General features: G+C 58.9%; 10 protein-coding genes. 2 read left to right on the forward strand and 8 right to left on the reverse strand.

The features are described 5' to 3' along the window. Positions 1–10: 10 nt before the first annotated feature. Both ACSAMM_RS12160 and ACSAMM_RS12165 read right to left on the reverse strand, forming a co-directional pair. Positions 11–2,902: an extracellular solute-binding protein gene (locus tag ACSAMM_RS12160; RefSeq protein ID WP_457791637.1), complete on the reverse strand. Its 2,892-nt coding sequence runs from the start codon at positions 2,900–2,902 to the stop codon at positions 11–13. A gap of 38 nt (positions 2,903–2,940) precedes the next feature. After that, a complete protein-coding gene (locus ACSAMM_RS12165; RefSeq protein ID WP_178726194.1) occupies positions 2,941–5,658 on the reverse strand; it encodes a family 78 glycoside hydrolase catalytic domain in 2,718 nt (905 codons plus the stop codon). Positions 5,659–6,000: 342 nt separating this feature from the next. On the opposite strand from ACSAMM_RS12165, the gene ACSAMM_RS12170 reads away from it, so the two are divergent. After that, positions 6,001–6,870 (forward strand): AraC family transcriptional regulator, encoded by an 870-nt coding sequence (locus ACSAMM_RS12170; RefSeq protein WP_178726196.1) that lies wholly within the window; start codon positions 6,001–6,003, stop codon positions 6,868–6,870. A 24-nt stretch (positions 6,871–6,894) separates the two neighbouring features. Here ACSAMM_RS12170 and ACSAMM_RS12175 read toward each other — a convergent pair whose 3' ends face one another. Continuing rightward, a complete protein-coding gene (locus ACSAMM_RS12175) occupies positions 6,895–9,600 on the reverse strand; it encodes a beta-L-arabinofuranosidase domain-containing protein (RefSeq protein WP_457791638.1) in 2,706 nt (901 codons plus the stop codon). 112 nt (positions 9,601–9,712) lie between these two features. On the opposite strand from ACSAMM_RS12175, the gene ACSAMM_RS12180 reads away from it, so the two are divergent. Next, the gene (locus tag ACSAMM_RS12180; RefSeq protein WP_457791640.1) at positions 9,713–10,624 is read left to right on the forward strand and encodes a helix-turn-helix domain-containing protein; all 912 of its coding nucleotides are present in this window, start codon (positions 9,713–9,715) and stop codon (positions 10,622–10,624) included. Positions 10,625–10,672: 48 nt separating this feature from the next. Here ACSAMM_RS12180 and ACSAMM_RS12185 read toward each other — a convergent pair whose 3' ends face one another. The 5 genes from ACSAMM_RS12185 to ACSAMM_RS12205 all read right to left on the reverse strand — a co-directional run bounded on the left by ACSAMM_RS12185 (position 10,673) and on the right by ACSAMM_RS12205 (position 22,219). Beyond that, the gene (locus ACSAMM_RS12185; protein WP_457791641.1) at positions 10,673–13,810 is read right to left on the reverse strand and encodes a glycoside hydrolase family 38 N-terminal domain-containing protein; all 3,138 of its coding nucleotides are present in this window, start codon (positions 13,808–13,810) and stop codon (positions 10,673–10,675) included. Positions 13,811–13,946: 136 nt separating this feature from the next. Further along, on the reverse strand, positions 13,947–17,618 hold the full coding sequence (locus ACSAMM_RS12190) for a hypothetical protein (RefSeq protein ID WP_457791642.1): 3,672 nt from the start codon (positions 17,616–17,618) through the stop codon (positions 13,947–13,949). A 63-nt stretch (positions 17,619–17,681) separates the two neighbouring features. Continuing rightward, positions 17,682–18,641, reverse strand: coding sequence for a carbohydrate ABC transporter permease (locus tag ACSAMM_RS12195; protein WP_457791644.1), 960 nt, complete (start codon positions 18,639–18,641; stop codon positions 17,682–17,684). Positions 18,642–18,659: 18 nt separating this feature from the next. Beyond that, positions 18,660–19,589, reverse strand: coding sequence for a sugar ABC transporter permease (locus ACSAMM_RS12200; RefSeq protein WP_178726209.1), 930 nt, complete (start codon positions 19,587–19,589; stop codon positions 18,660–18,662). Between the two features lie 14 nt (positions 19,590–19,603). Next, a complete protein-coding gene (locus ACSAMM_RS12205; protein WP_457791645.1) occupies positions 19,604–22,219 on the reverse strand; it encodes a DUF5696 domain-containing protein in 2,616 nt (871 codons plus the stop codon). Between the last annotated feature and the right edge of the window lie 2 nt (positions 22,220–22,221).

The following is a 22,221-nucleotide window of genomic DNA, read 5'->3' on the forward strand; positions in this document are numbered from 1 at the left end:
TGGGTTCCTCCTATTCTTCCGCCAGGCCGAATTCCTTGCGGCGCAGTTTGATTTCCGCGTTCATCTGCTTGACGGCGTCCCGCAGGGCTTCATCGGGATCGACGCCACTGCTCACCGCGTCACGGAAGGCAAAGTCCACAAATCGGGAGGTCATATAGCTGCCCGGCACCTCCCGGATCCCCTTGACCTCGCTCCACTGCGCTTGAATCGTCTTCAGGTTTTCCTGGGACCAGGGAATCCGCTCCAGCGCCTCCCGGTTGGCGGGGCAATACCGGCCCGCAGCGCCGAGAATATTTTCCAGCTCCACCCCGAAGTCACCCTGGACATCCGCGCTGGTCCACCACTTGAGAAACGCCCAGGCGGCATCTTTATCCTTCACCGTATTCAGGATGGAGCAGCCGGTGGTGGTGCCGCAGGACGACCGATCCAGCGTACCGTCCTCCCGCGGGGTGCCGGGTATGGCGGCAAAGCCCCATTTCCCTTTGATTTCCGGTGCAAACACCTGCAACGTGTTGTAATTCGAGTATTCCTCTATCCCGATGGGTACCGCGCCCGAACGGAAGCGGTTGAGAAAATCGTACTGGGTGGGCAGGCCATAGCTGGTGTAAAACTTCGTCCATTCGAAGAAGGCGTTGACCGCCTCCTTGCTGTCGAGCAGGGTTTTGGAGCCGTTGGCGGTGTAGAGGCTGCCGCCGTTCTGGAACAGAAACGTCGCATACACAGGCAGCCCCAGGCCCACGGCGCCGTCCACCAGCACCTTGGGGAAGCCGAAGTTCAGATTCTTTTTCTGCAGGACGGGCAGAATATGGATAACATCCTCCCAGGTGTTGGGAACCTCCAGCCCCAGCTCTGCCAGAATGTCCTTGCGGTAAAACAGCATGTAAAAGGTCTGGGTTTCCGGCAGGGCGTAAACGCCGCCGTCAAAGGAGAAGGGCTCCAGAGCGCTGGGCATAAAACGCTCAGCCACCTGGACATAATCGGAAAAGGCCGCCAAATTGATAACCCCATGGCGCACCGCGTAGTTGATGGGATCGGAGGCGTTCAGGGTCAGGGCCACGTCGGGGCCTTTGCCCGACAGGGTGGCGGGAAGCAGAGCGCCCGTCGAAATCAGCTGGATTTGCACGGCGATGCCGGTATCTTTTGTGAAGGAGGCGCTGGCCATGCGCTGCAGCACCTGCACTTGATCCCGACCGCCGGTGGCACCGTTGCCCACCCAGACGCGCACGTTCCGCCCCGTGCCGTCAATCGCCCCCACCACGTCATAATCGTGCAGGAAGGAGGCCACCAGCTGCTTGACGCCAAACCAGAAGCGACTGAAAAAGCCCGCCCCTTTTTTCACAAGGGATTGATCGGGAGAGGCCACGGTCAGATAATCGATTTCCAGTGGCTGCTGGGCGGCGTTGCTCAGCCAGGTACCCAGCTCCGTAATGTTGGAGGAAAAGGCGGAAAACCGCTGGGCGATCCCGTCCGGGTCGTCGGTCATCTCCCGGGCCTGCAGGTACGCCTTTTTGAGGGTCTGGGCTTCCTGGCCGTTCTGGCCGGTAATGGCCACATAGCGGCTGTATAGATCCTCCAGGGCGTCGGCCTGCTCTTTGAGATTCCGTAACACGTCGGGGATCTGTTTATCAAACTGATAATCCCGCAGCTGATCCGGCGTGGGGCCGGTGATCATAAGAATTTTCATGTAAATGGAATTGAGGGCGGCGATACAGTCGTCCACTTCCATCAGCAGGCTGGACAAACTGCCGAGTGTAGCCTCCAGCTTGATTTCATTGATACCCTTTTTCAGCGGAATCCGGTAGGCGGTTTCCCCGTCGCCGAACACCTGGGTCTGAAAGCTGTTGTCGTAATGAAATCGGATTTCCTCCGCCTCTTTATAGGGGATTTCGCCGTTGACATACAGCCGGCGGTTGGAGTAGGCTCCGTTGACCACGTTCTGCCGCCCCTTGATGCCCAGGGTGTACAGTCCGTCGGCGGGAACCTCCACCTCCCAAATCAGCCACTGGCCCGCCACCTGCCACTTGCTGCCGCCGATGGTATTCAGGCGGATTTGAGAGGCGCTGGTGGGCACCGTATCAGGCGAGGTGCGATCGTAAATGGGATAAATGGACGAGGCGGATTTATAATCGGCCTGCTCCCCTTGGTAATCCCGGCAGAATTCCCGCGCGTCGGCCAAACCCTGCCGCCGGTAGATTTCTAGGGCCTCGGCATACGGCGCCGGCTGCGGAGCGCTGTATATCCGCACGCCGCCTACAGCCATGGGCTCTCTTTCCGAAAAAATAGTCAGCGTATGCTCTCCAGCGGACAGGTATACCTGCAGGGGCTCGTTGTAATAGCCCGTGGAATCGTGCAGATCGGTATACAGCCAGCGGGGGGCTTCCTCCTGGGCCGGCCGCGTGTCGTTGCCGTTGGAATCCTGGCCGATGGGCTCCTTGTCTCTCCAGATACGCGGAAAGTCGATTTCCCGCAGCTCCGCGAAGGGAACGCTTCCATCCACCTCGAAGGTACGGATCATGGACGATCCCTTGCCTTCCAGAGGATAGTAGTGCAGCCCGATGTTGTACAGACCGGCGCTGGCCACGGCGAATCGGTAGGTCACATACCCCTCCTCGCCTGTCAGCAAGCTTGCGCCAGGGCGGCCGCCGAGGTTCTCCTGCATGGTCACATTCTCCGAATGAGCGGACAGGGCGTCGGCCCCCAAGAGCAAGTCATCGGCGCCCCGGGCATCGCCGCTGTGGTTTTTCAGATAGGCGCGGTAGGAATCGGCAGCGGTGTAGTCCAGGGAGGCGCCGCGACCTTCCGGGACACCGGACCCCTCCGCCCTCACGCCGCCGGGCAGGATGGCCAGGGACAGCAGAATGGCCATCGCGCAGCCAATCCCTTTATGTACGCACGGTTTCATGTTCTTGACCAACCCTTTCCTACTTCGGTTGCGGTATGTCAGTAGATCCAGAACCGGTAATTCCCGCCCCGGCCGGCAAAGTGAAGATAGCCCGACTCCCCGCCGATAAACCGAAGGGCGTCATCCGGAACCGCGCCGGTATCCCGCCGCCAGAGCGGCACGCCGTCCCGGTCGACGCCCGCGGCGTCCGGCCGGATCGGCAGATAAAGATCCGCCGTGACATCCCCGGGGATTTCCACCAGCAGTTCCACGCCGTCGGTCTCCCGACTCCAGGAGGAGCCGATCCGACCGGCACACGTTTCCAGGCTGCAGCGCACAAAGGGAAGCTCCTCAGGCAGGTACGGCTGGATTTTAACGGCGGCAAAGCCCGGAGCCTCGGCGGAAATACCCGCCAGATATTTATAAAACCAGGCGCTGATGCTGCCGTACATGGGATGGTTGTGGGAGTTCATCCCGTAGCCGGTCTCATATTCCCACCGCTCCCAGATGGTGGTGGCATCCTTGGACAGCATATAGCCCCAGCTGGGATAGGTGGTCTGCACCACTAGGCGATAGGCCGTCTCCAGATAGCCGTACGCCGTGAGCACCTCCAGCAAATATTTAGTCATCAGATTGCCGGTGGTGAGATGATAACCGCGCCGCCGCACATCCTCATCCACCCGAGCCGCCACCCGAGCCGTATCCTGCGCGGGTACGAGCCCCAGATACAGGGCGAAGACGTTGGAGCCCTGACTGCCGCCGGCGTAATCCCCGGTTTCCTCATCCCGGAAGACCCGGTTTATCGCGGCGGCCACCGATTCCCGGCGGGCCGCAAAGGCGGCGGCCTCCTCCCGCCGTCCCAACAGGGTGGCGAACCTCTCCATCAGCCCCAAATTATAATAGTAATAGCCGGAGGACACAAAGTCACCAGGTGTAATATTGGAAATCGGCGAATATATCCCGTTGTGGCAGCAGTGCTCGATCGGGGAGGCCCAATCGCCGTACAGGCTGAAGGAGACGATGCCGTCCCGGGAATTCCGCCCGAGAAAATCCGTCCACATCCGCAGCCCCTCATATTGCTCCTCCATAGGACGGCGATTGCCGTAGTGCGTATACAGCAGGTCGGGCAGAATGAGATAGGAGCTGGATACCGGATCGGCCGGCATATTGCCGCGCCGGAAGGGGGCGGTGTCGGCGATGGCGCCCGAAACCGGATCTTGGGTGTCGCGGATATCCCGCAGAAACTTCTCGTAAAAGAGATTCAGGTCGAAATTATAGACGGAGGCCTCCGCCCGGGCCGTCAGGTCGTTGAGCCAGCCCTGCCGTTCGGAACGCTGGCAGCAGTCGGTAGGAATACTGTACAAATTGGATCGCTCTGTCCACAATATATTATCTTGGATCCGGTTAATCAGTACATTTCCGCAGACGAACTGCCCGGTTTGCCGCACAGCGGTATACATGGCCACCCCGACGACATCCTCCTCGCGGAGGTCGCGGACGCCGCCCTCCACGCTGACGTACCGAAAGCCGTGATAGGTGAAGCGGGGCTGATACACCTCTTCCCCATCCCCCTTGAGAACATAGGTATCGCACTGCATGGGCAGCGGATAGCTGGGGTCGGAAACCCGCAGATACTCCATGTTCAGGGTGTTATCCTTGTTGAGGATCTCGGAATACTGAATTTTGACCTCTGTATAGGGTTCGCCCCGCAGGCGGATCCGGATAACGCCCGCGAAATTCTGTCCGAAATCAAACACATATTTCCCATCCGGCAGCCGGGTCATGCTCACCGGCTTGAACTGCCGCATTTCGCGGATAGGCTCCATCATCTGCGAGCAGAGCACGCCGCCCGGCGCGGGCAGCTCCATCACGTCGAAGCACGCCCGGCCGAACTCGGCGAACTGCTCGGGATTATCCTCCGGCCGGCGGGGGAGGCTGTCACAGAACAGCGTCCACCGGCGTTTGGGTACATTCTTCTCGAAAGCGCAGCCCGGCAGGTTCCATTCCGGGCACTCGTAGTTGGCGTTGTACACCTCGCCGGAATAAATGGTGGCCGAGAGAACCGGGGAAATGGAAAACACCCAGTCCGAAAACCGGGAACAAAACCGCACGCATTCGCCGTTTTCCAGCCACGCCAAGCCCTGAAGCAGAAAGCGGGCGTGGGGCGACCAGCCGCGGCCCAACATCACGCCGACGGCGTTATCGCCCGCTGTCAGCAGCGGCGTAACGTCATAGGTGTTGTAGTAAACCCTCTTGGCGTGATCGGCATTGGCCGGCTCCAGCAGGTTCTCGCCAGCCTTTTTGCCGTTTATCCACAGCTCCGCGTAGCCGTCGCTTGCCAGGTACACCCGCGCCCGCACCACGCGGGCCGCAAGCGGCTCATGGTGGCGGAAGAGCGCCACCGCGCGGCTGTCGTTCGGCATGCCGATAAAAACCCCGTCCCAGTCTTTCCGCGACAGCAGGCCGGTCTCGAACAGGGCGGGCGGTGCGTACGCTGTCCAGACGCCGCCGCACAGAGCCTTCACCGTCCATACATACGCGGTGCAGGACGCGAGGGGAGGGCCGTCATAGGTACAGGCGCAGGTATCGGAGAGGATCGCACCGCTGTCCCAATACGCCCGCTCCTCCGATAGGTCCGCCTCATCCGCCGCCACCAATAGGCGGTAACCCTCGGGCCTCGCGCCGTCTGTTCCCCGCACGCGCCATGTAAGCAGCGGGCGGCGTTCGACGCCCATGGGCCGTATTCTGTATTCGCAGAGCATATCGAACGGATTCACCAATAATCATTCCTTCACGAGCGACTTATTATAGCTAAATTATAGAAGGAATTCCGGCGGTTTAAAATGGACGGCGCTAACCGTATATAGTACAATTCTAACTTCTCCTTATAAAACCCGATTTTTACTATCTGAAAATCGTACAGGCTGTTTTTCGGTTGTCCCTTGACATGTGCGGATATAATCGATATAATACTCTTAAAATACTTACTTTTTTGTGCGTTTTATCAATTTTTTGACCTTAATAAAAAGTTAGAATTGTATTGCCGGACATTATAATAGTATTATATTAACCTGATAGAACACGTACGGGCGCGACAGAAAGGAACACGTGATAGCCATATGGAGGATCGTCTGACCATGAGCCGGTATTTTGAGGATGCCAACGTGGAATTTATGACCGGCGCGTACACGCAGTGCTGGCAGTCCTGGCGGTATGACAACGTCACACCGGCTTACAACAAGCTGTATTACGTCGTGGACGGAGAGTTCTATTTAAAAATCAACGACGCCGAGTATCAAGCGCAAGCGGGCCAGATGTTTTTGCTTCCCTATAACTCCACCCAGACATATTACCATTTCTCCAGCCATTTGGCCACCAAGTACTGGGTGCATTTCACGGCACCCTGTAAGGATCGGGATTTGCTTGAGCTCATTTCCCTGCCTCATTTCATCAACGTGGAGGATCCGCAAATCGTCACCAATCGGTTCACCGAAATGCTGGAGCTGAACAAAAGCCCGCATCTAGGGGCCAGGCTGCAGCAGAAAGCCATGCTGTTCCAGCTGCTGGCGTATTATATCGAGCATTCCAATCTGCCCGACGCCAAGGACATGTTCAAGGACGAAAAGCTGGCAGGGCTGATGCTGTACATTGAAGAGCATCTGCCGGATACGCTGACCATTAACGAGCTGTGCGGCATTATGCATTTCCATCCCAACTATTTCATCCGGTATTTCAAAGAAGCGACCGGCCTATCCCCTATGGAATATATCAGCAATCTGCGCATTGAGCATGCCAAACGGATGCTCCAGACGGAGGAGATGGCCATCCAGGACATCGCCAAGGCGGTGGGCTTCAAATCCTCGTATTACTTTGCTCGGATTTTCAAACGAAAAACCGGCTTCACGCCCACCGACTATCGGCTGGTATCCTCCTCGAAGCCCATATATCCCGATCAGGAAACGGACAGCAGCGAGCCGCGGAAGTCCTGAACTTCCGCGGCTCGCTTGCTACTGCTAATTTTTGTTTTCGGGGCGCAGGGCAGGGAAGCAGGTAAAGGGCTCCCCCCCCACCGTCCAGTAGGGAACCAGGCGGTAGGCCGGCGCACCCTCGATGGCAAAGGCCAGTGCCTCCTCGCCGGGCCGCAGGGATTGCAATAGCTCCGGCACCGTTTTGTCCAGGCGAATCGTGGGTTCGCCCTCCGCCTGATAGACGCCTTCGCTCATCGGCCCCTGTACCGCCATGAGCAGCGGGCCGTACAGCACGGCGGCGCGCACGCAGCCCGGAACACGGTTTTCTCCGGTATAGGCCTCCGTCCTAAAGGCCATGGGCAGGGCCAGGGAAACGGTGTCCCCCTGCGTCCATTCCCTGTCCAGCAGGACATAGCTGCCCGGCTGGCCCTCGGCGGCATCTCGGCCGTTGACCCGGATCACCGCGTTTGCTTGCAGCCAGGAGGGAATCCGAATCCGCAGCGCCATGCGTCCCCCCTGGGGAGCCGATACCTTCATCGTCACCGTTTCCTCGTAGGGGAACGCCGTCTCCATTTGCAGCGCATAGGGCCGCTCCTCCACGCAGAAATCCACACTGGAGGCCGCAAACAGGTTGACCGTCACCCCGTCCTGCCGCAGCATGTAGATATACTGGGGCAGCTGGCCGAATAGCATAGTCGCCTGGATTTCGCAGCAGGTATTGTATCGTCCCGGCCTGTCTTTGCCCTGATTCATATGATTGAAATACCGGATGCAGCCGTCGGGGCCCTGGCTGGCGAACACGATATTGTACAAGCTCTTTTCCATCTCCGCCGCATAGAGCTCCTTATCCGGCCACAGCTGCAGGAATCGGTGATTGAGATCGACCCAGAATACGCTGCCGCAGGTCTCATAAATGTTGTTGGGAAGGTTGGTCAGCTTATGGGACCAGGGCTTGCACTCGAAATGCTCGCAGATACTGATGCCACCGCCGGGAATCTGGAAATAATCGTGATAAATGCGCCAGGCGCCCAGACAGGCGTTTATGTATTTTTCGTCCCCCGTGGCCGTGTACTCCTCGAACAAAGCGCAGACGCTCGTCAGCAGATAGTTATGGGGGCGGTTAAGCGGGAAGCGGTACACCGCCTCCGGATAGCCCGCCGCCAGATATTCCAGCCACCAATCCAGGTCGTAATATTTCTGGTTGGTTTGGATGTCGTCCGGAACTCCTACGGGGGAATGGTAGACCAAGGGCCCGGCGATGCTGCCCTGAATGGCCATGCTGCCCAGCAGCATGATAGGCAGGTACTCCTCCGCGCCGTTGAACCAGTCGTAAAAATGGCGGAGCATATCGTATGCCTCGCCGAAGCCGGCCGCGCCGGCGGCCAGCATCCCCTTGGTAAACATGGCCCGGTCGTAGTTTTTTTCTTCATCTCGCATAATCGCGGGCCAGGTATCGGTCGACAGCCGGTAGTTGCGGCTTTCATAAGGCATCAGGTAGCCATTCCAGTTGGCGAATTGGCGCCTTTCCACGGCGTCCAAAATGCCGGCGATGGCTTCCCGGAAGGCCGGTTCCTCCGCGTAGCGCAGGGTGTTGCCCATGCCGCCCAGCATGCGCCCCTCGTTGGAGGCCACCAGCATATCCACCCAGATCCTGTCGGGATCCTTGGCGTCCACCCATTGGGGCTTCTTCAGGGAATCCTTCAGATACTGGATATTCCGCTGGAAAATCTGCCGGAACACCCCGCTGGTCAGCCGGACGTTCTTCAGCGGGATTTTCCCGGGAAGGGTCACCGGTTTCCAGTCCGCCGGATCGGTGGCGGTTGTCTCATACCGCGCCATACGGCCGGTTTCCTCATCCGTCCGCCGGTTGATAACCGTCATCAGACAGCGGTTGTCCCAGATCTCGCAGCCGTCGATCGCTACACAGCCGCCCAGCGTCTCCGCCTCCAGCATGTGAAAGCCCGCTCCGGATAGGCCATCCGCTGAAAACAGCAACGCTGACGCCGTTTCCTTCTCCGCCCGGCAGTCTACTTCCCGGATAAACGTGCCGTCCAGCGTCACGCTGAAGCAGCCGCCATCCGGTCCCTTTCGTCCATACAAGCGCAGCTGCGGGCCGGCAAATCCGATAAAGAACCGTTCGCCGCGGCCGGCGGCCGCCGTCAGCCAGCCGCTTTTCGCCGGCGGGCACGTCTCCCCGGCAAAGCCGGGGGAGACATGCATATACGCCCCGTTGCGGCTGCTGATGAACAGCGGATAGGCCGGCTCCCCCAGCGCCTCCAGCCGATCGATCTCCACCGGCTGGGCGCTCCGGGCCACCAGGCGCAGGGTGTGCGGGCCCTTTTTCAGCGGGCCGGTGGTGAACGCAGGGACATCCGGTTTCTCCTGGCTGGCGCGTACCGTCGCGAGGAAGACACCGTCCACATACACATCGGCCTCGCCTGCCTCCTGGGGCTGCATGCGCGCCTGACGGCCGGCGGCATACCAGGCGATGCCCTCGCAGCTGGAAAATGCGTAGGAGGCTTCGGCGCCCGCCTCCCGGGAGCTGGAACAGGTGTTGTTGCTGTAACCGAAGGCCCGCGGCAGAATCCGCAGCGACTCCCATCGGCCCGCATAGGTCAGCTCGGTATCGTTGATCACCTGGGTGCCGGAGGAAACTCGCGGCATCGGCGCGTCCGCCTCGGCTTTTGCCTCCGGGGCGACGGCCAGTATCACGCCGGCATAGCTCCGGCCGGCTTCCTGTGTTTCAGCCATATGTATCGCATCCTTTCCGCTTGATGCTTCTACTATAAACAGTTTGCTGCGGAAAAAGCTAGGACGCCCGTTGCCGGTTTTTGTACCGGTGTTTCAAAGGAGAGATACCGTCATGATCCCCGATAAGCTTCCCGACGCGCCTATCCGGCATTGGTACAGCCGTTACTTTTTCTCCGACCCGCCGGAAATTCTGGCCAGGGCCTTTTACGAGACGGATTACCGGGCCGGTATGCACATCCACGATTTTTATGAGATCAATGTGATTGTAAAGGGCAAGGGCTATCACTTCATCAATGATCAGCGGTTCCCTGTCCAGCAAAACGATTTGTTCCTGCTGCCGCCCGGCTACCTGCACGGCTACTATCCGGAGGAACCGTTGGCTCTTTACCACATCCTGCTGCATCCGGCGTTTTTCACCCGGTACGCGGCGGATATGCAGCGGCTGCCCGCCTACCCCATCGTGATGACGGCAAGCCCCCCCACCAGGTGCGACGATCCGTTTCGCAGCTGCCTGCGCCTGACCGACAGGGAAATGGACGTTCTGTGCCGGCAGCTGAGCACCTTCGCCGATTTGTTCGGCGAAACCGGACGGGAGGAAACCGCCGTGCTCCAGCACGCGCTCGGTCTGTATACGGTCGGGACCATCTGCCGGATTTATCGGGATTGCTATATGGCCGGCGGCGACTCCCGCGTGGATGGCACCGCCGCCGGCATCCTGCACAGTATCCACTACCTCCAGGAGCATTGCGGCGAGTCGCTGACCATCGACGATCTGCAGCAGCAGGCCGCCGTGTCCAGAACCACCCTGTACCGGTATTACCTCCGATTTACCGGTCTCTCCCCCATGCAGTATTTGCAGCAATACCGTCTGATTCGCGCCAGAGAGCTGCTGCAGCAGGATCAGCTGTCCGTTACCGCCGTTGCGGCGGAATGCGGCTTTTACGACGGCGCTCATTTGGACCGTGTGTTCCGCAGGGCCTACGGGCTGTCTCCCCGGCACTATCGCCGCCAATGCCGACCGTAAAATCAACAGGCCGGAAGCCTTTGTGGGCTTCCGGCCTGTTGCCGCATCTTAGAAAAAGAGCTTGACGGTGACGATTTCGAAGGGCTTGACCACCCGCTCCACCACGCCGTCCCGCAGCGGCAGCTCGGCGATTTCATCCTCGAGCATGTTGGTCTCCGCAACCCGGCGCACGGGCAGACGAAGGCGCAGCTTCGCCCGCGATGTGGTGCACTCGCTGTCGTAGAAGCGAACGACGCAGCCATCCCCATCCTCGGCGGGCTTAATGCTCTCGACAATCAGGTTGGAAGGCTCCAGCGTGATGGGAGGCTCCTCCGGCTCCTCCAGCGCCGCCGGGACGCACAGGGGCTTCATGTTCAGCTCATAGGCCGGCCGCACCACCGACGGGGCGCTGAAGCCGCTGTCGTGGGGCAGTAGGGCGTAGGTGAAATCGTGCACGCCGATATCGCCGCCGGGATCGGGCCGACAGCCACCCTTGTGCAGGGTCAGGCGCATATCCGACCCCTGCACCGAAATGCCGTATTTGCAGTCGTTGAGCAGCGCCACCCCATAGCGGGTATCGAACAGATCGGTGTATTTGTGGTTGCAGACCTCGAATTTGGCCCGTTCCACAGATGTATTGGCGTTGTTGGGCCGGTCAACATAGCCATACTGGATCTCATGCCGAGAAAAGCTGGTTTTCATATCCACCAGGAACTGGGCCTTGAGCAGATGGTGCTTATCCTGCCAGTCCACCGTCGTTTCAAAGTCCACCCGCGGGGAGTCGGCGTAGACCACCATGTCTTGGGTGAGGGTGGAGTGTCCGCCCAGGGCGTACACCGTCCGGAAGCGCAGCTGCAGGCAGCCGTCCGCCGCGCAACAGCGGGAGAGAACCTGGTGCTGGGGCTGCATTTTCATCTCCTGGGTTCTGTCGATATCCCAGTTGTCCCACAGATACGGGATATCCTCTCCCATCAGCAGGGTGTTCAGCGGGGTGTGCGGATCCTTGACCAATTGGCGGCCGCAGCGGCGGTCGACGAAGGACGTTATGGCGCCGATTTCATCCAGCGTGATTTCCGCGAAGGGAGTGACCAGCCGATCGCCCTCCAGCTGGAAGGGAGAGGGCGGCATGGGCCGTTTTTCCTCGGTCATGGCTATGGTGAGAGTCGAGAGCGGCGGAATATCGAGGCCGCCAATGACCAACTGCTCGGCGCCCTTGCGATCCGTAAAGCGCTGATATGGCAAAGCCGCCGGCACGAGGCCTTCATAGGGTACCGTCACCTGCCGGGTATAGGACCACGACAGGGTGTTAAACAAGGTGAGGCTCTGCCCCGGCGTCCCCCGGGCCATCAGGAGGTCGCCCGCCAGCCGGCCGGCGTCCCGCGCCACCTGGTAATTCTCCTGAATGGCCAGCTCGTGCACCTCTTTCAAGGAGGTGCCGGGCAGGATGTCATGGAACTGATTGAGCAGAAGCGTTTCGTACAGGGCGGTGGTTTCCTCCCGAGGAATGGTGGCGGCGTACCGCAGGCCGTAGAGCACCTCCGCCATTTCCAGGGTACGCAGGGCAATTTCGGCCAGGCGGTTGGACCGCTTGATGTCGTGCATCTGGGTCAAGGTGCCCCGGTGCAGTTCCAGGTACAGCTCGCCGTCGTATACCGGCAGGTCGTGGGCGGTCGCCTCCAGCCGGCGCATAAACTGGCTGACAGTGGTGTGCTCCGACCGGGGGATACCGGGCAGATCCTTGGCCAGGCGGGCGGCCTCCACCATGTCGTAGCTGGGGCCGCCGCCGCCGTCACCAAAGCCATAGGCGATGAGCTTACAGTCCGTGACGTCCCGCTGGCGGATATTTTCCCGAACATTTTTACAGATGGCGTCGATATCCGGCCAGCAGTGGGTAATGTTGAAATGGGTCAGCACCTCGGTGCCGTCGATCCCTTTCCAGGTAAAGGTGTCGTAGGGGAACGCATTGGCCTCGTTCCAGGACAGCTTGGTGGTCAGGAAATACCGCAGGCCGCAGCCCTTCATGATTTGAGGGATAGCGGCCGAATAGCCGAAGGTGTCCGGCTGCCAGAAGGCGTCCGCTTGATAATGCAGATTGTCCCTAAGATACCGCTGGCCTTTGACAAACTGGCGGATCAGGCATTCGCCGCCGGTCATGTTGCCGTCGCATTCGATCCAGGAGCCGCCGTTTGGCTCCCAGCGGCCCTCAGCCGTCTGCCGGCGGATCCCCTCGTAGATGGCGGGGTAATAGCGGCGCATCCAGTCGATATAGGCCACCGAGCTTTGAACAAAGACATATTCAGGATAGGCGTTCATCACCCGCAGGGCGTTGGAAAAGGTGCGGGCCGCTTTGTGAATGGTCTCCCGCACTGGCCATTGCCAGGCGGCGTCCAGGTGGGAATGGCCGACCAGGCCGGCGTAGCCCAGCGGGTTCTCCGGTTCCTCCCGCCGGCAATCCAGCGCCTTGTCCAGCACGGCGCACGCGTCCTTCAGGGCGGTTCGCCACGCCTCCGGCGGGCACTCCTCCGGCATCTGGGGCACCAGGCGGAACAGCTCCTCAAAATCGTGGGTGAGGGCCCACTTCTTAGAAGCGGTTTCCTCAAGATTCGCGTAATACTGGCACACGGTACGCAGACGGGTCAAAAAATGCTCGACTAGCGGATCGATTTCCACGACGGTCATGCCCTTAAAATGCCGATCCCACCGATTGGGATAGAAATTGTCGCAGTGGCCGAAATCCTCGAACGGCATGGTGCCCAGCACCTTATGCCCCGCATAGGCCTCCAGCGCCACATGGATGGTTTCGCCGGCCGCGGCCCGGAAGGTCAGAGGCTGGATGCGGTGGGGCCGGGTCAGCGGCTGGGACACTTCCTCCGTGTAATCGAACAGCCCCGCCGGCTCTCCGTTGAGAAACAGCAGGCATTCCGTGGCATCGGCCCCGGACAGGAGCCAGAGCGCCTTCCCCTCCCAGGAGGCTGGCACCGTGAGATCGCCTCGAAACCAGGCGTACCCGTACTCTTTCCCCCAGGGGTCGCCGATATGAACCGGGCGCCAGGCGGCCTCGTTTCCCGGCTCACTGCGCCGGGTATGGTCGTCGGTCTCCCACATATCGCAGGCGATTTCGTCCAGAGGGATCAGACGATATTTTTCATAGGTGACGGCCATGTTCTCCACCTTGGCCATCAGCTTTTCCTTATGGATATCCATCATAGGTACGCACCGTATCTTTCCTGATCAAATTCCTCCCATGCAGAGGGCTATAGGCATTCGCCAGACGAATGCCCATAGCCCCCGGCAGGGGCCGGGCGGTAAAGCCCGGTTCCTGTCGAGAACGCGGTGATGGCGGTTATTTCGCGGATCCCTTCTTCTTGCGGGAGAGGAGAACCGCCGCAGCGGAGCCGCCGGTGGCCACCGCCAGGGCGGCGGGAAGCACCGGAGCGGCCACGCCGGTGTCCGGGCTGCTGTTGTCGTCCTTATCTCCGGACGAAGCGCCGGAAACGCGGATATTGTCCAGCTTGACCATGACCAGCTCGCCCTCTTCAAAGGAGGCTTCCTCCGCCAGCATGTAGAAGGCTTCCACGCTGCTTAGCTGGAAGTCGCCGCTCGTCTTCGCGTCATCCAGCTTCAGGGTCACGGAATTCCAGCCCTCCTTCAGGGTGCCGAAATCCGCGAGCGTCCACTGGATGTAATCGTCGGTGCCGCGGGAGCTGCTGCTCAGGCGAACCGCCCAGGAGGTACGCCGGGCCAGCAGGGCGGGATCGCTGACGTACATATCGAAGCGCAGCTCCTTACCGCCGGTCAGATCCAGCGGAGAGACGGGCACGAAGCGGAAGCTGTTCTCCCGCAGGGCCTGCTCGGCGCTGAGATTGTTGGTGACGGAGGCTTTCCCTTCGGATTTGCTCTTGGTATCAAGCTTAACGGTGCTGGGATACCAGCTGCCAGCCTCCGGATCATCCAGGGTTTCGCAATCGGAAATATACACCGCGCCGGTATCGGGGCGGGCGGGCTGATCGGGATTTTCCGGAACGATCGGGCCCTCACCCTCCTTAGCCTTAACGGCGTAGATGTTTTTATAGGACAGCTTCAAATCGCAGGAGGATTCCGCCGTGGCGTTGTCCTCGATGAAAATACGCAGAGCGTACAGCTTTTCAATGGCCACGTTTTTCAGGCTAGCCTGGACGTGGTTCCAGCCGCTCTGGAAGTTCGCGGTGTCCATGGGGATAGTGATGGCGCTGTCGTCGCCGAGGCCCTCGGTGGGATAGAAGCGGATTTTCAGCCCGGTAAAGCCCTCGCTGGCCTTCATGGCTTCCCAGTCGCTGACATAGACGTTGAGATCGAGGGTGCCCATGCCGGTGAAATCAAGACCCTCGGGGATGTTGAACTGGGCGACGGGATAGATGTCCGTCTTGCCTCCCTTAACCCACAGGAGACTTTTGCCGTCGGTTACCTTTACGCTGTTCTCGGGTGCCTTGTAGCTGTCCACAATGGTCTTATCCGGGTCGATAGTGGCGCGCACGTTGTCCAGACGGAGGGTCAGGGGAGCAGAATAGTGATTCCAGCCATGATCCACGCTCAGGGGATCCGCCTCCGGGTTGGTGGTGTTGAGCCCCACGTTGTAAATCTTGGTCAAATCCAAATCCAGCTTGGTGCGGTCAGAAATGTCGATGGTGATGGTGTTCCAGCCCTTTTTCAGCTCTTTGGGAAGCACAAAGGATTCGGGGACCTGCCCCTTATCCAGGGTGCCATAATTGTTGTTGATGGTGAAATACATGGTTGGCTGGAATTCTGCGGCATACAGGGCGGGATCGCTGACGTACAAATCGAACTTGATGACGTTGCAGGACGAGATGTCCACCGGCTGGTTAAGGTCAATGCGCAGATTGTTCTTCCAGCCGGGGACCGCGTCTTCATAGCTCTTGAACAGCGCGCGGATGGACGCAAAGCCCTGGGTGTATTCGGTGGTATCCACCCAATTGGACACACTGCCGCCGGGTGCAACATTGGAGACGTTTTCGCAATCGGCAATCATTTTTTCGTTGGGATCGACCTCCACTTCCTGGAAGTTCCCAACCGCAATATTGGCGGCGCCCACCTGGCAATCCCGTGCCGGCTGCAGGATACCTGCGCTGGAATTCTCAATAAACACCTTGATCTTGGTAATCGCCTTCATGTCGGGGTCGCCGATGGCGTCGGAGAAGGTTTGCAACGGCAGAATGACGCGGTTTTTACCAGTGGTCAGGATGCTGCGGGTCAGCGGATACTGGAAGAACCGGTCTCCCTCGTTGCACAGGCGCAGATTCACGCCGGCAAATTTATCGGAATCCATAATCGCCGCCAGATCGCTTAACACATAATCCAGCGCGATATAATCATAGCCGGACAGATCCTTGGCTTCCGGGAAGGTGTACTCCTGTAGGATCCAATCCCGGTTCATGTCGGTATAGAATTCGTTGACAGAGCCCTTGAACAGTAGGGTTTCGTCCGCCGCGGCCGTCTTTTCCCGGGTGACGGTGAAATTCTGGAACTTGATAGTGTGTCCAGTGGAAGAAGCGGCGTTGGAGGGCGTCTCCATTGCAATGCGAATCCAAGCCAGTTCGTTGAGTTTATCGGTGGTGGCGTGAGGCGCGTCCTCCTGACGGCCGCCCCGCAGCGGCACGGTGATGTGGTTCCAGCCGTCTTTGGTAATCTGGTTGTAAATGCGGTAGATATTGCGGTAATCCCAGGAATCCATAGCGCCGTTGTCAGCCTTGGCCAGCAGCGTCAGCTTGGCTATGTTAAAGCCCTGTTCGGCGCGGAAGGTTTCCAGGTTATCGATGTACAGATCGAATTCCATGTTGTCATAGGCGGAGACATCCACAGCCTCCGGCAGGAAAATCTTCTGCTCCAAGAAGCCGCCGTTGTTGGGATGACCGCCCTGCCCGATGGAGGCATCCGCACCGTTGGCGGAAATCAGCAGCGTCTCGGTCATGGGGTTGTCGGAGGCTTTTGTGGCATACAAGTTGGAAAGAGCCAGGGCATAATCGCGGGAAGCGTGCATGCCGGTATAGTCCTCCATGAAGAACTGCAGCCAGGTGGCCGTGGACAGGTCGGGCTCACCTTCGCCGGCGCCGCCGCTCAGCGGCACCTTGATATGGTTCCAGCCGTTTTGATAGACCTGATCGGTCACATCCCAGGTCAGTTTGTTGTTCCAACCGCCTTCGTCGTCCTTATAGGCGGTGGTGAACAGCCGCAGCTTCAGGCCGCCGAACTTTTCTTCCTGCTTGAGGGCGGCAATATCATCCACATAAAGGTCGGCCTCCAGATATGTGCAGTCAGAGATATCCAGGCCTTTGGTCAGACTGCCCTCCGGAGCGGCAAAGGTGAAGAACTGAGCAACCGCTTCGGGGATTTTACCGCTTTCCCAGGCAAAGGGATCGGTATTGCCGTGGGACAGATGTATGGCTTTCGCGCCGGAATTGGCGGAATTCTTGGTGGCAAAGACATTTTTCAGCGAATAGGAATAGTCCCGGCTGGCTTGGATGGTTCCATAGTTCTCCATATAAAACCGCACGCCGTTAACCTTTTCACGGTTGAGAACGCCGCCGTCCGTTTGTATGAGAGAGCTCAGGCTCAGCTTGATGTGGTTTTTACCGTTGCGGATCACCTGATCGGTGAAGGTCGCACTCATAAAATTACGGCTAGCCCCTTCGGAGGGCGCCTCGGAAAACAGACGGATGAACAACTCCCCAAAATCCTTTTCCTGCTTCAGGGCCGCCACGTTGTCGATGTAAAAATCAAACTCCAAGAAGTCCATGCTGGAAATATCCTGCGAATTGAAATTGAAATCCACGCCGGCCGCCGCGCCATTGCCGTCCTTCGGCCAGACGTGGTCGCCACCATAGGTCAACTGTACGGATTCGGTTTTCCCCACCGCTTTGATGGGTTCCGCACTGGTAAACAGATACGTGCAGCACAGCGTGACCAGCATAGCCACGGCAAGAACCAGGGATAATGCCTTGGACCCTTTTGCTTTTAACATCGGGAAACCTCCTTAAATTCTATAATTTAAGCGGCCGTTGCTCTTTCCGCTTAAATGACGCGATTATTCGACCAACCCGCTGCGTTCAATGCCAGCGATAATCTGCCGCTGAAACAAGACATACAAAATCAGAAGCGGCAGAACGGCCAGCAGCAGGGCGGTATTGGCCTGCACCAGATTGTAGTAGTAGTCATGGGACGCGCTGATATTGCTGTTGGCCAGGGACAGCACCACATTGGGCAGCAGCTTGGTACCTCCCATAAGCGTGTTGGTATAGAAGGTATCGGTCCACTGCCAGGCAAAGGCCAGAATGAACACCACCACCAGCATGGAACGGGCCATGGGCAGGATGATGCGGCCGAAAGTCCGCAGATGCCCGGCACCGTCCACATACGCCGCCTCCACCAGCTCGGTGGGGATATTTTTGTAATACTGGCGCATCAGGATGATGAAAATACCGCCGCGGAAACTGAGCCCCGTGATACCGAGCAGAACCAGGGGCCAGACGGAATTGGTGATGCCCGGCTGGCCGTTCACCGCCTGCAGCAGGCCGAAGATGTCAAAAAACTTGAAGTAGGAAAACAGAGGAATGGAAATGGTCTGGCTGGGAATCAGCAGGGTGCACACCACCAGCACAAACAGCAGACGGCTGCCCCGGAACCGGTACCGCGCCAGCCCATAGCCCACCACGGCCGCGCAGAAAGTGGCGCAGACCGCCAGCACCAGCGCGAAATAGAAGGTGGTCCACAGGGCGGGGAAAAACTCGCCGGAAGCGAGGATGTCTTTGTAATTGTCCAAGCCGGGATGGCGTGGGATGAGGGCCACCGTCGGATCATATAAATCCGCCTTGGGCATCAGGGAAGCGGAGAATTTCGCCAGGAAGGGATACAGGATCACGTAGGCAAACCCCAGCAGGAGAACAAAAAGCACCACCTTGCTGAGCAGGCCGCCGAGGCGAGCGGCGGTTATCCGGCGGCGGCCGGAGGGGATGGAGGCCGATGGGCTGGCAGCCAAGTTTTTCATATGCAGTCCACTCCTCCCCTACTGTTCCCGCTGATAGGTAAACTGGAACTTATTAAGAATCGCCACCAGCACAGCCAGGATAACGGCCACCACCAGGAAATAGAGCCAGGCCATGGCCGCGCCGTATCCATAGTGTCCCTGATCAAAAGAGATGTCGTTGATGTAGTTCATCAACGTATTGTTGTCCCGGGTCAGATAGTCAATGATGGTGTAAAACACGTTGACCAGCAGCATGGGGCTGACCATGGGCAGCGTGATTTTCCAGAACATTTCCCAGGCGGTCGCCCCTTCCACGCTTGCCGATTCATAAATTGAAGGGGAAATCGACTGGATTCCCGCCAGGAAAATCAGAATTTGAACGCCGGACAGGTTGACGATATTGACCACACCCGACGCGGCGTCGGAAACGAACTGAATGAGGCCGGGGCTGAAATTCATCCCCTGCAGCAGCAGGGTGATGTCGCCGATGGCGCTTCCCATCGTTTCGGCGCCGGTTTCAATGGAGGCGCTGTTCATGGCGCTCATGACGGCGTTGTTCATATCCATCCGGCTGATGAGGCCGGTGGCCACGATGACCGGCAGGAAGAACACCGCCCGAAAAAATGTGCGGCCGGGCAGCTGACGGTTGAGCACCACCGCCACAAACAGCGAAAAGATGAGCACCACCGGGATGGTGGTCAGCATATTTTTCAGCGCGTCCAGCAGAATGCGCACATAATTGGGATCGCCCCGCAGAGCGTACCGGAAATTTTCCAGCCATACGAAGCTTAGCTCAAACCCGTTTTGCCCAAGGCTCATGTCCGAGACGCTGAAGCGGATGGCCGTGATGAAAATATAGAGGAAAATGAACACAAATCCCAGGATAAAGGGCAGCGTGAACAGGAGACCGAAAAGCTGATTGTCCCGTTTGTCCCGGGGACGGCGGATGGCAGATGGCGCGGCTTTCAAACGGCTTCCTCCTTTCAGCGCTGCACGGCGTAGCCGCCGGCGGGAACGGTCAAACCGTCCGCCGTATAGGCCGCCTGATTGTAGTTGACATAGATTTTTGTACCGCCGGAATAGACGGTGCGGGAGACGCCGGGAGCCAGCACGGCGTGATCCGTCATGACCTGACCCTCTACCGCCTCCAAGGCCTCCTGCACATAACGGTACTGCTCGAGCACCGTTTCTTTCAGCACAGGGTAGCTAACAGCATAATACGCGGTGTGCTCGGTGGTCTTCAACCGCTGGACATGGTCGGCTGCCAGCACAAAGCTGGGAGACGTCCGGCTTTCGATACAGCCGAGAAGAGCGGTCTGTATATCCTCGTCCAGGTTCAGGGAAGCGGACTGGCAGGTCATGGCGCCGGCCACCGCCAGTTGCAGGAACGGCACAGCGCTGGTTTCCCCGGTGTACCCGGAATGCCGAATGGGAACCCGGTTCAAATTCGACGCGTAGGGCAGGACATAGGCGTTGCCGCCGTCAAAGCTGAGGCTGTACGTTCCCGAAAGGGTATCCAGCTGTTTTTGAAGCAGGGCCAGCGTATCGCCGCGGTTATAGGCGTGGGAGGAATCGAAATTGGAGTTGAGAGAGGTTCCCACCGTGCCAAGGGAGACGGCGGAAAGCCCCAGCTTTTGATACCCCTTGAAAAAGCTCGCCCAATACGACGCGTATTTGTGCGGGGAGACGGCGAAGGCGGTTTTTCCGAATTGGGAAATATCCGGCCGGTAGATGCTGTTGCCCGCGTATTTCTTATTGAGCTTCCGGCCGCTGTCAAAGGACTTGGAGAACCCGTCGAAAAGCGTATCGCGGGCCACAAAGAGCAGATCCACGTCAGGCAGCAGCGCCACGTTGGAGCCTTTCGCCCAGTCCCGCAGGCTGGCCAGGCCCTTTTTCCCGCCGAGGGATCCGGCCAGGCGCACCTTGTTGGCCACCCCCGCGTCCAGTCCATTTTTCTGCCAGCCCGTTAGGGTCAGCGACAGGCGGGACGCGCCGTTCTCCAGAAAGTAGCGGGCCATTTCCTCGCTCTGGGCATAGGTAGTGTAATCGGCGCTGGCCTGGTATTCGATACCGAGAAAGGAGGTAGCGTACAGGGAGGTGCCCAGGGTTTCCAGCCCCAGACGCACGGTGTTGCTTTCGGGTCGTTCCCGCATGCCATGGGCCAGCAGATAGTCCCGGTATACTCTGGCCATACCGCTGTAGGTGGCCTCCCCGCCGGTGAGCAGGGTGTACCGCACGCGCAAATCCTGTTTGTAAGCGTTGGCATCGTACACATACACCTGTTGGGCGGAGCCGATAGAGGCAACCTTGGCATCCAGAGTGACCCGTTCGCTGGTGGTCAGATAGAAGGTGTTGAACACCTCGTAATAATCGCTGTTGGGCTTGCCCAGCTTGGCGGAAATGGTGCTTACCTCCGCGCCGCTGTCGATGATGGCGAACAGAGCGCTCTGGTTGTTCCGGCGGATGCCGTACACCGGCAGATGGAAAATCTGGCCCGAGCGTTCATCCACCTTCTGCGTCGTGGCGGCGTCCCGCCCGTACACATTACCGGAGATAACCGGGCGGCGGTTTTCATCCGGATTGTTCATGGACAACAACGCGCCAGAGCCATCGGGCAAAAACACATAGCCGTCGCTGGCATCCCCCGGCTTATCCGCGCCAAAGTATTCCAGCAATTGAATAGAGATAAGGGTAAAATGTTTTTTATCGTACTGGATAGACGCACTCGGGATAGTGACCTCCAGCCCCTCGTCCGTCAAGGTATACTCCAGTGTCAGCTTGAAGTTGGGGGAATAGGTGGTTTCCTCCTCCTCGCGAATATTCAGCTTTTCGCTGTCCGCCTGATAATCGGCCGCGGAATATCCGGCTTCCTCCAGGTAGCCGGAAAGCTCTTCTTTTTCCCGCTCGCTGAGATCGATACAGACGTATAAATCCTCATTCGCCAGCGGCGGATAGGTATCGATCATTTTCTTGCGTTCCGTCTCATCGGTAATGTCCGCAAGGGAATAGCGGGTATAGAAGACGTTCATCTTCCGCTTGGCGCGGCCGCTCATTCGGCCGGTAAGTTCTTCAAACCGCTCTACCGTGAAAGCGGCGGGGATTTGGAAATCCACCGCTTCCTTGCCGATGGAGAGCTGAAAACGGACGCCGGCAGCGGTTTCTTCCGCACGGAACTGGCCGAGCTCGGCACAGTCGGCGGATGACCACAGACGGCTCTGCTCGTTTTTATCATCCACGTAGGTGAGCACCAGCTGGGATTCAAGATTTTTCTCAGTGTCGCCATTAAAGGAGGAGTCCCGGGCGGCATCGTAAGGATTGGAAAACGCCGCTTTGCCGGTCGTCTTGTCCAGCAGAGCCACCGCCATGGAGGAGGCCTGCACATACAGGGCATAGCGGCTGTTTTGCGCCGCCAGCGTCATGTCCGCCAGCATGGCCTCTTCCGAAGGATAATCAAACGAGATGGAAACGGGTTCGCCGGTTACGGCGATATCACCCGCCGCCTCGCCGGCCGCTTCCTCGCCCCGGACAGCCGGTCCGGCGGCGGCCCCCGCCAACAACACCGCCGCCGTCAGCAGGGAAAGCCATCGTTTTGTTTTCACTG

It is taken from the genome of Anaeromassilibacillus sp. SJQ-5 (genome assembly GCF_054108045.1).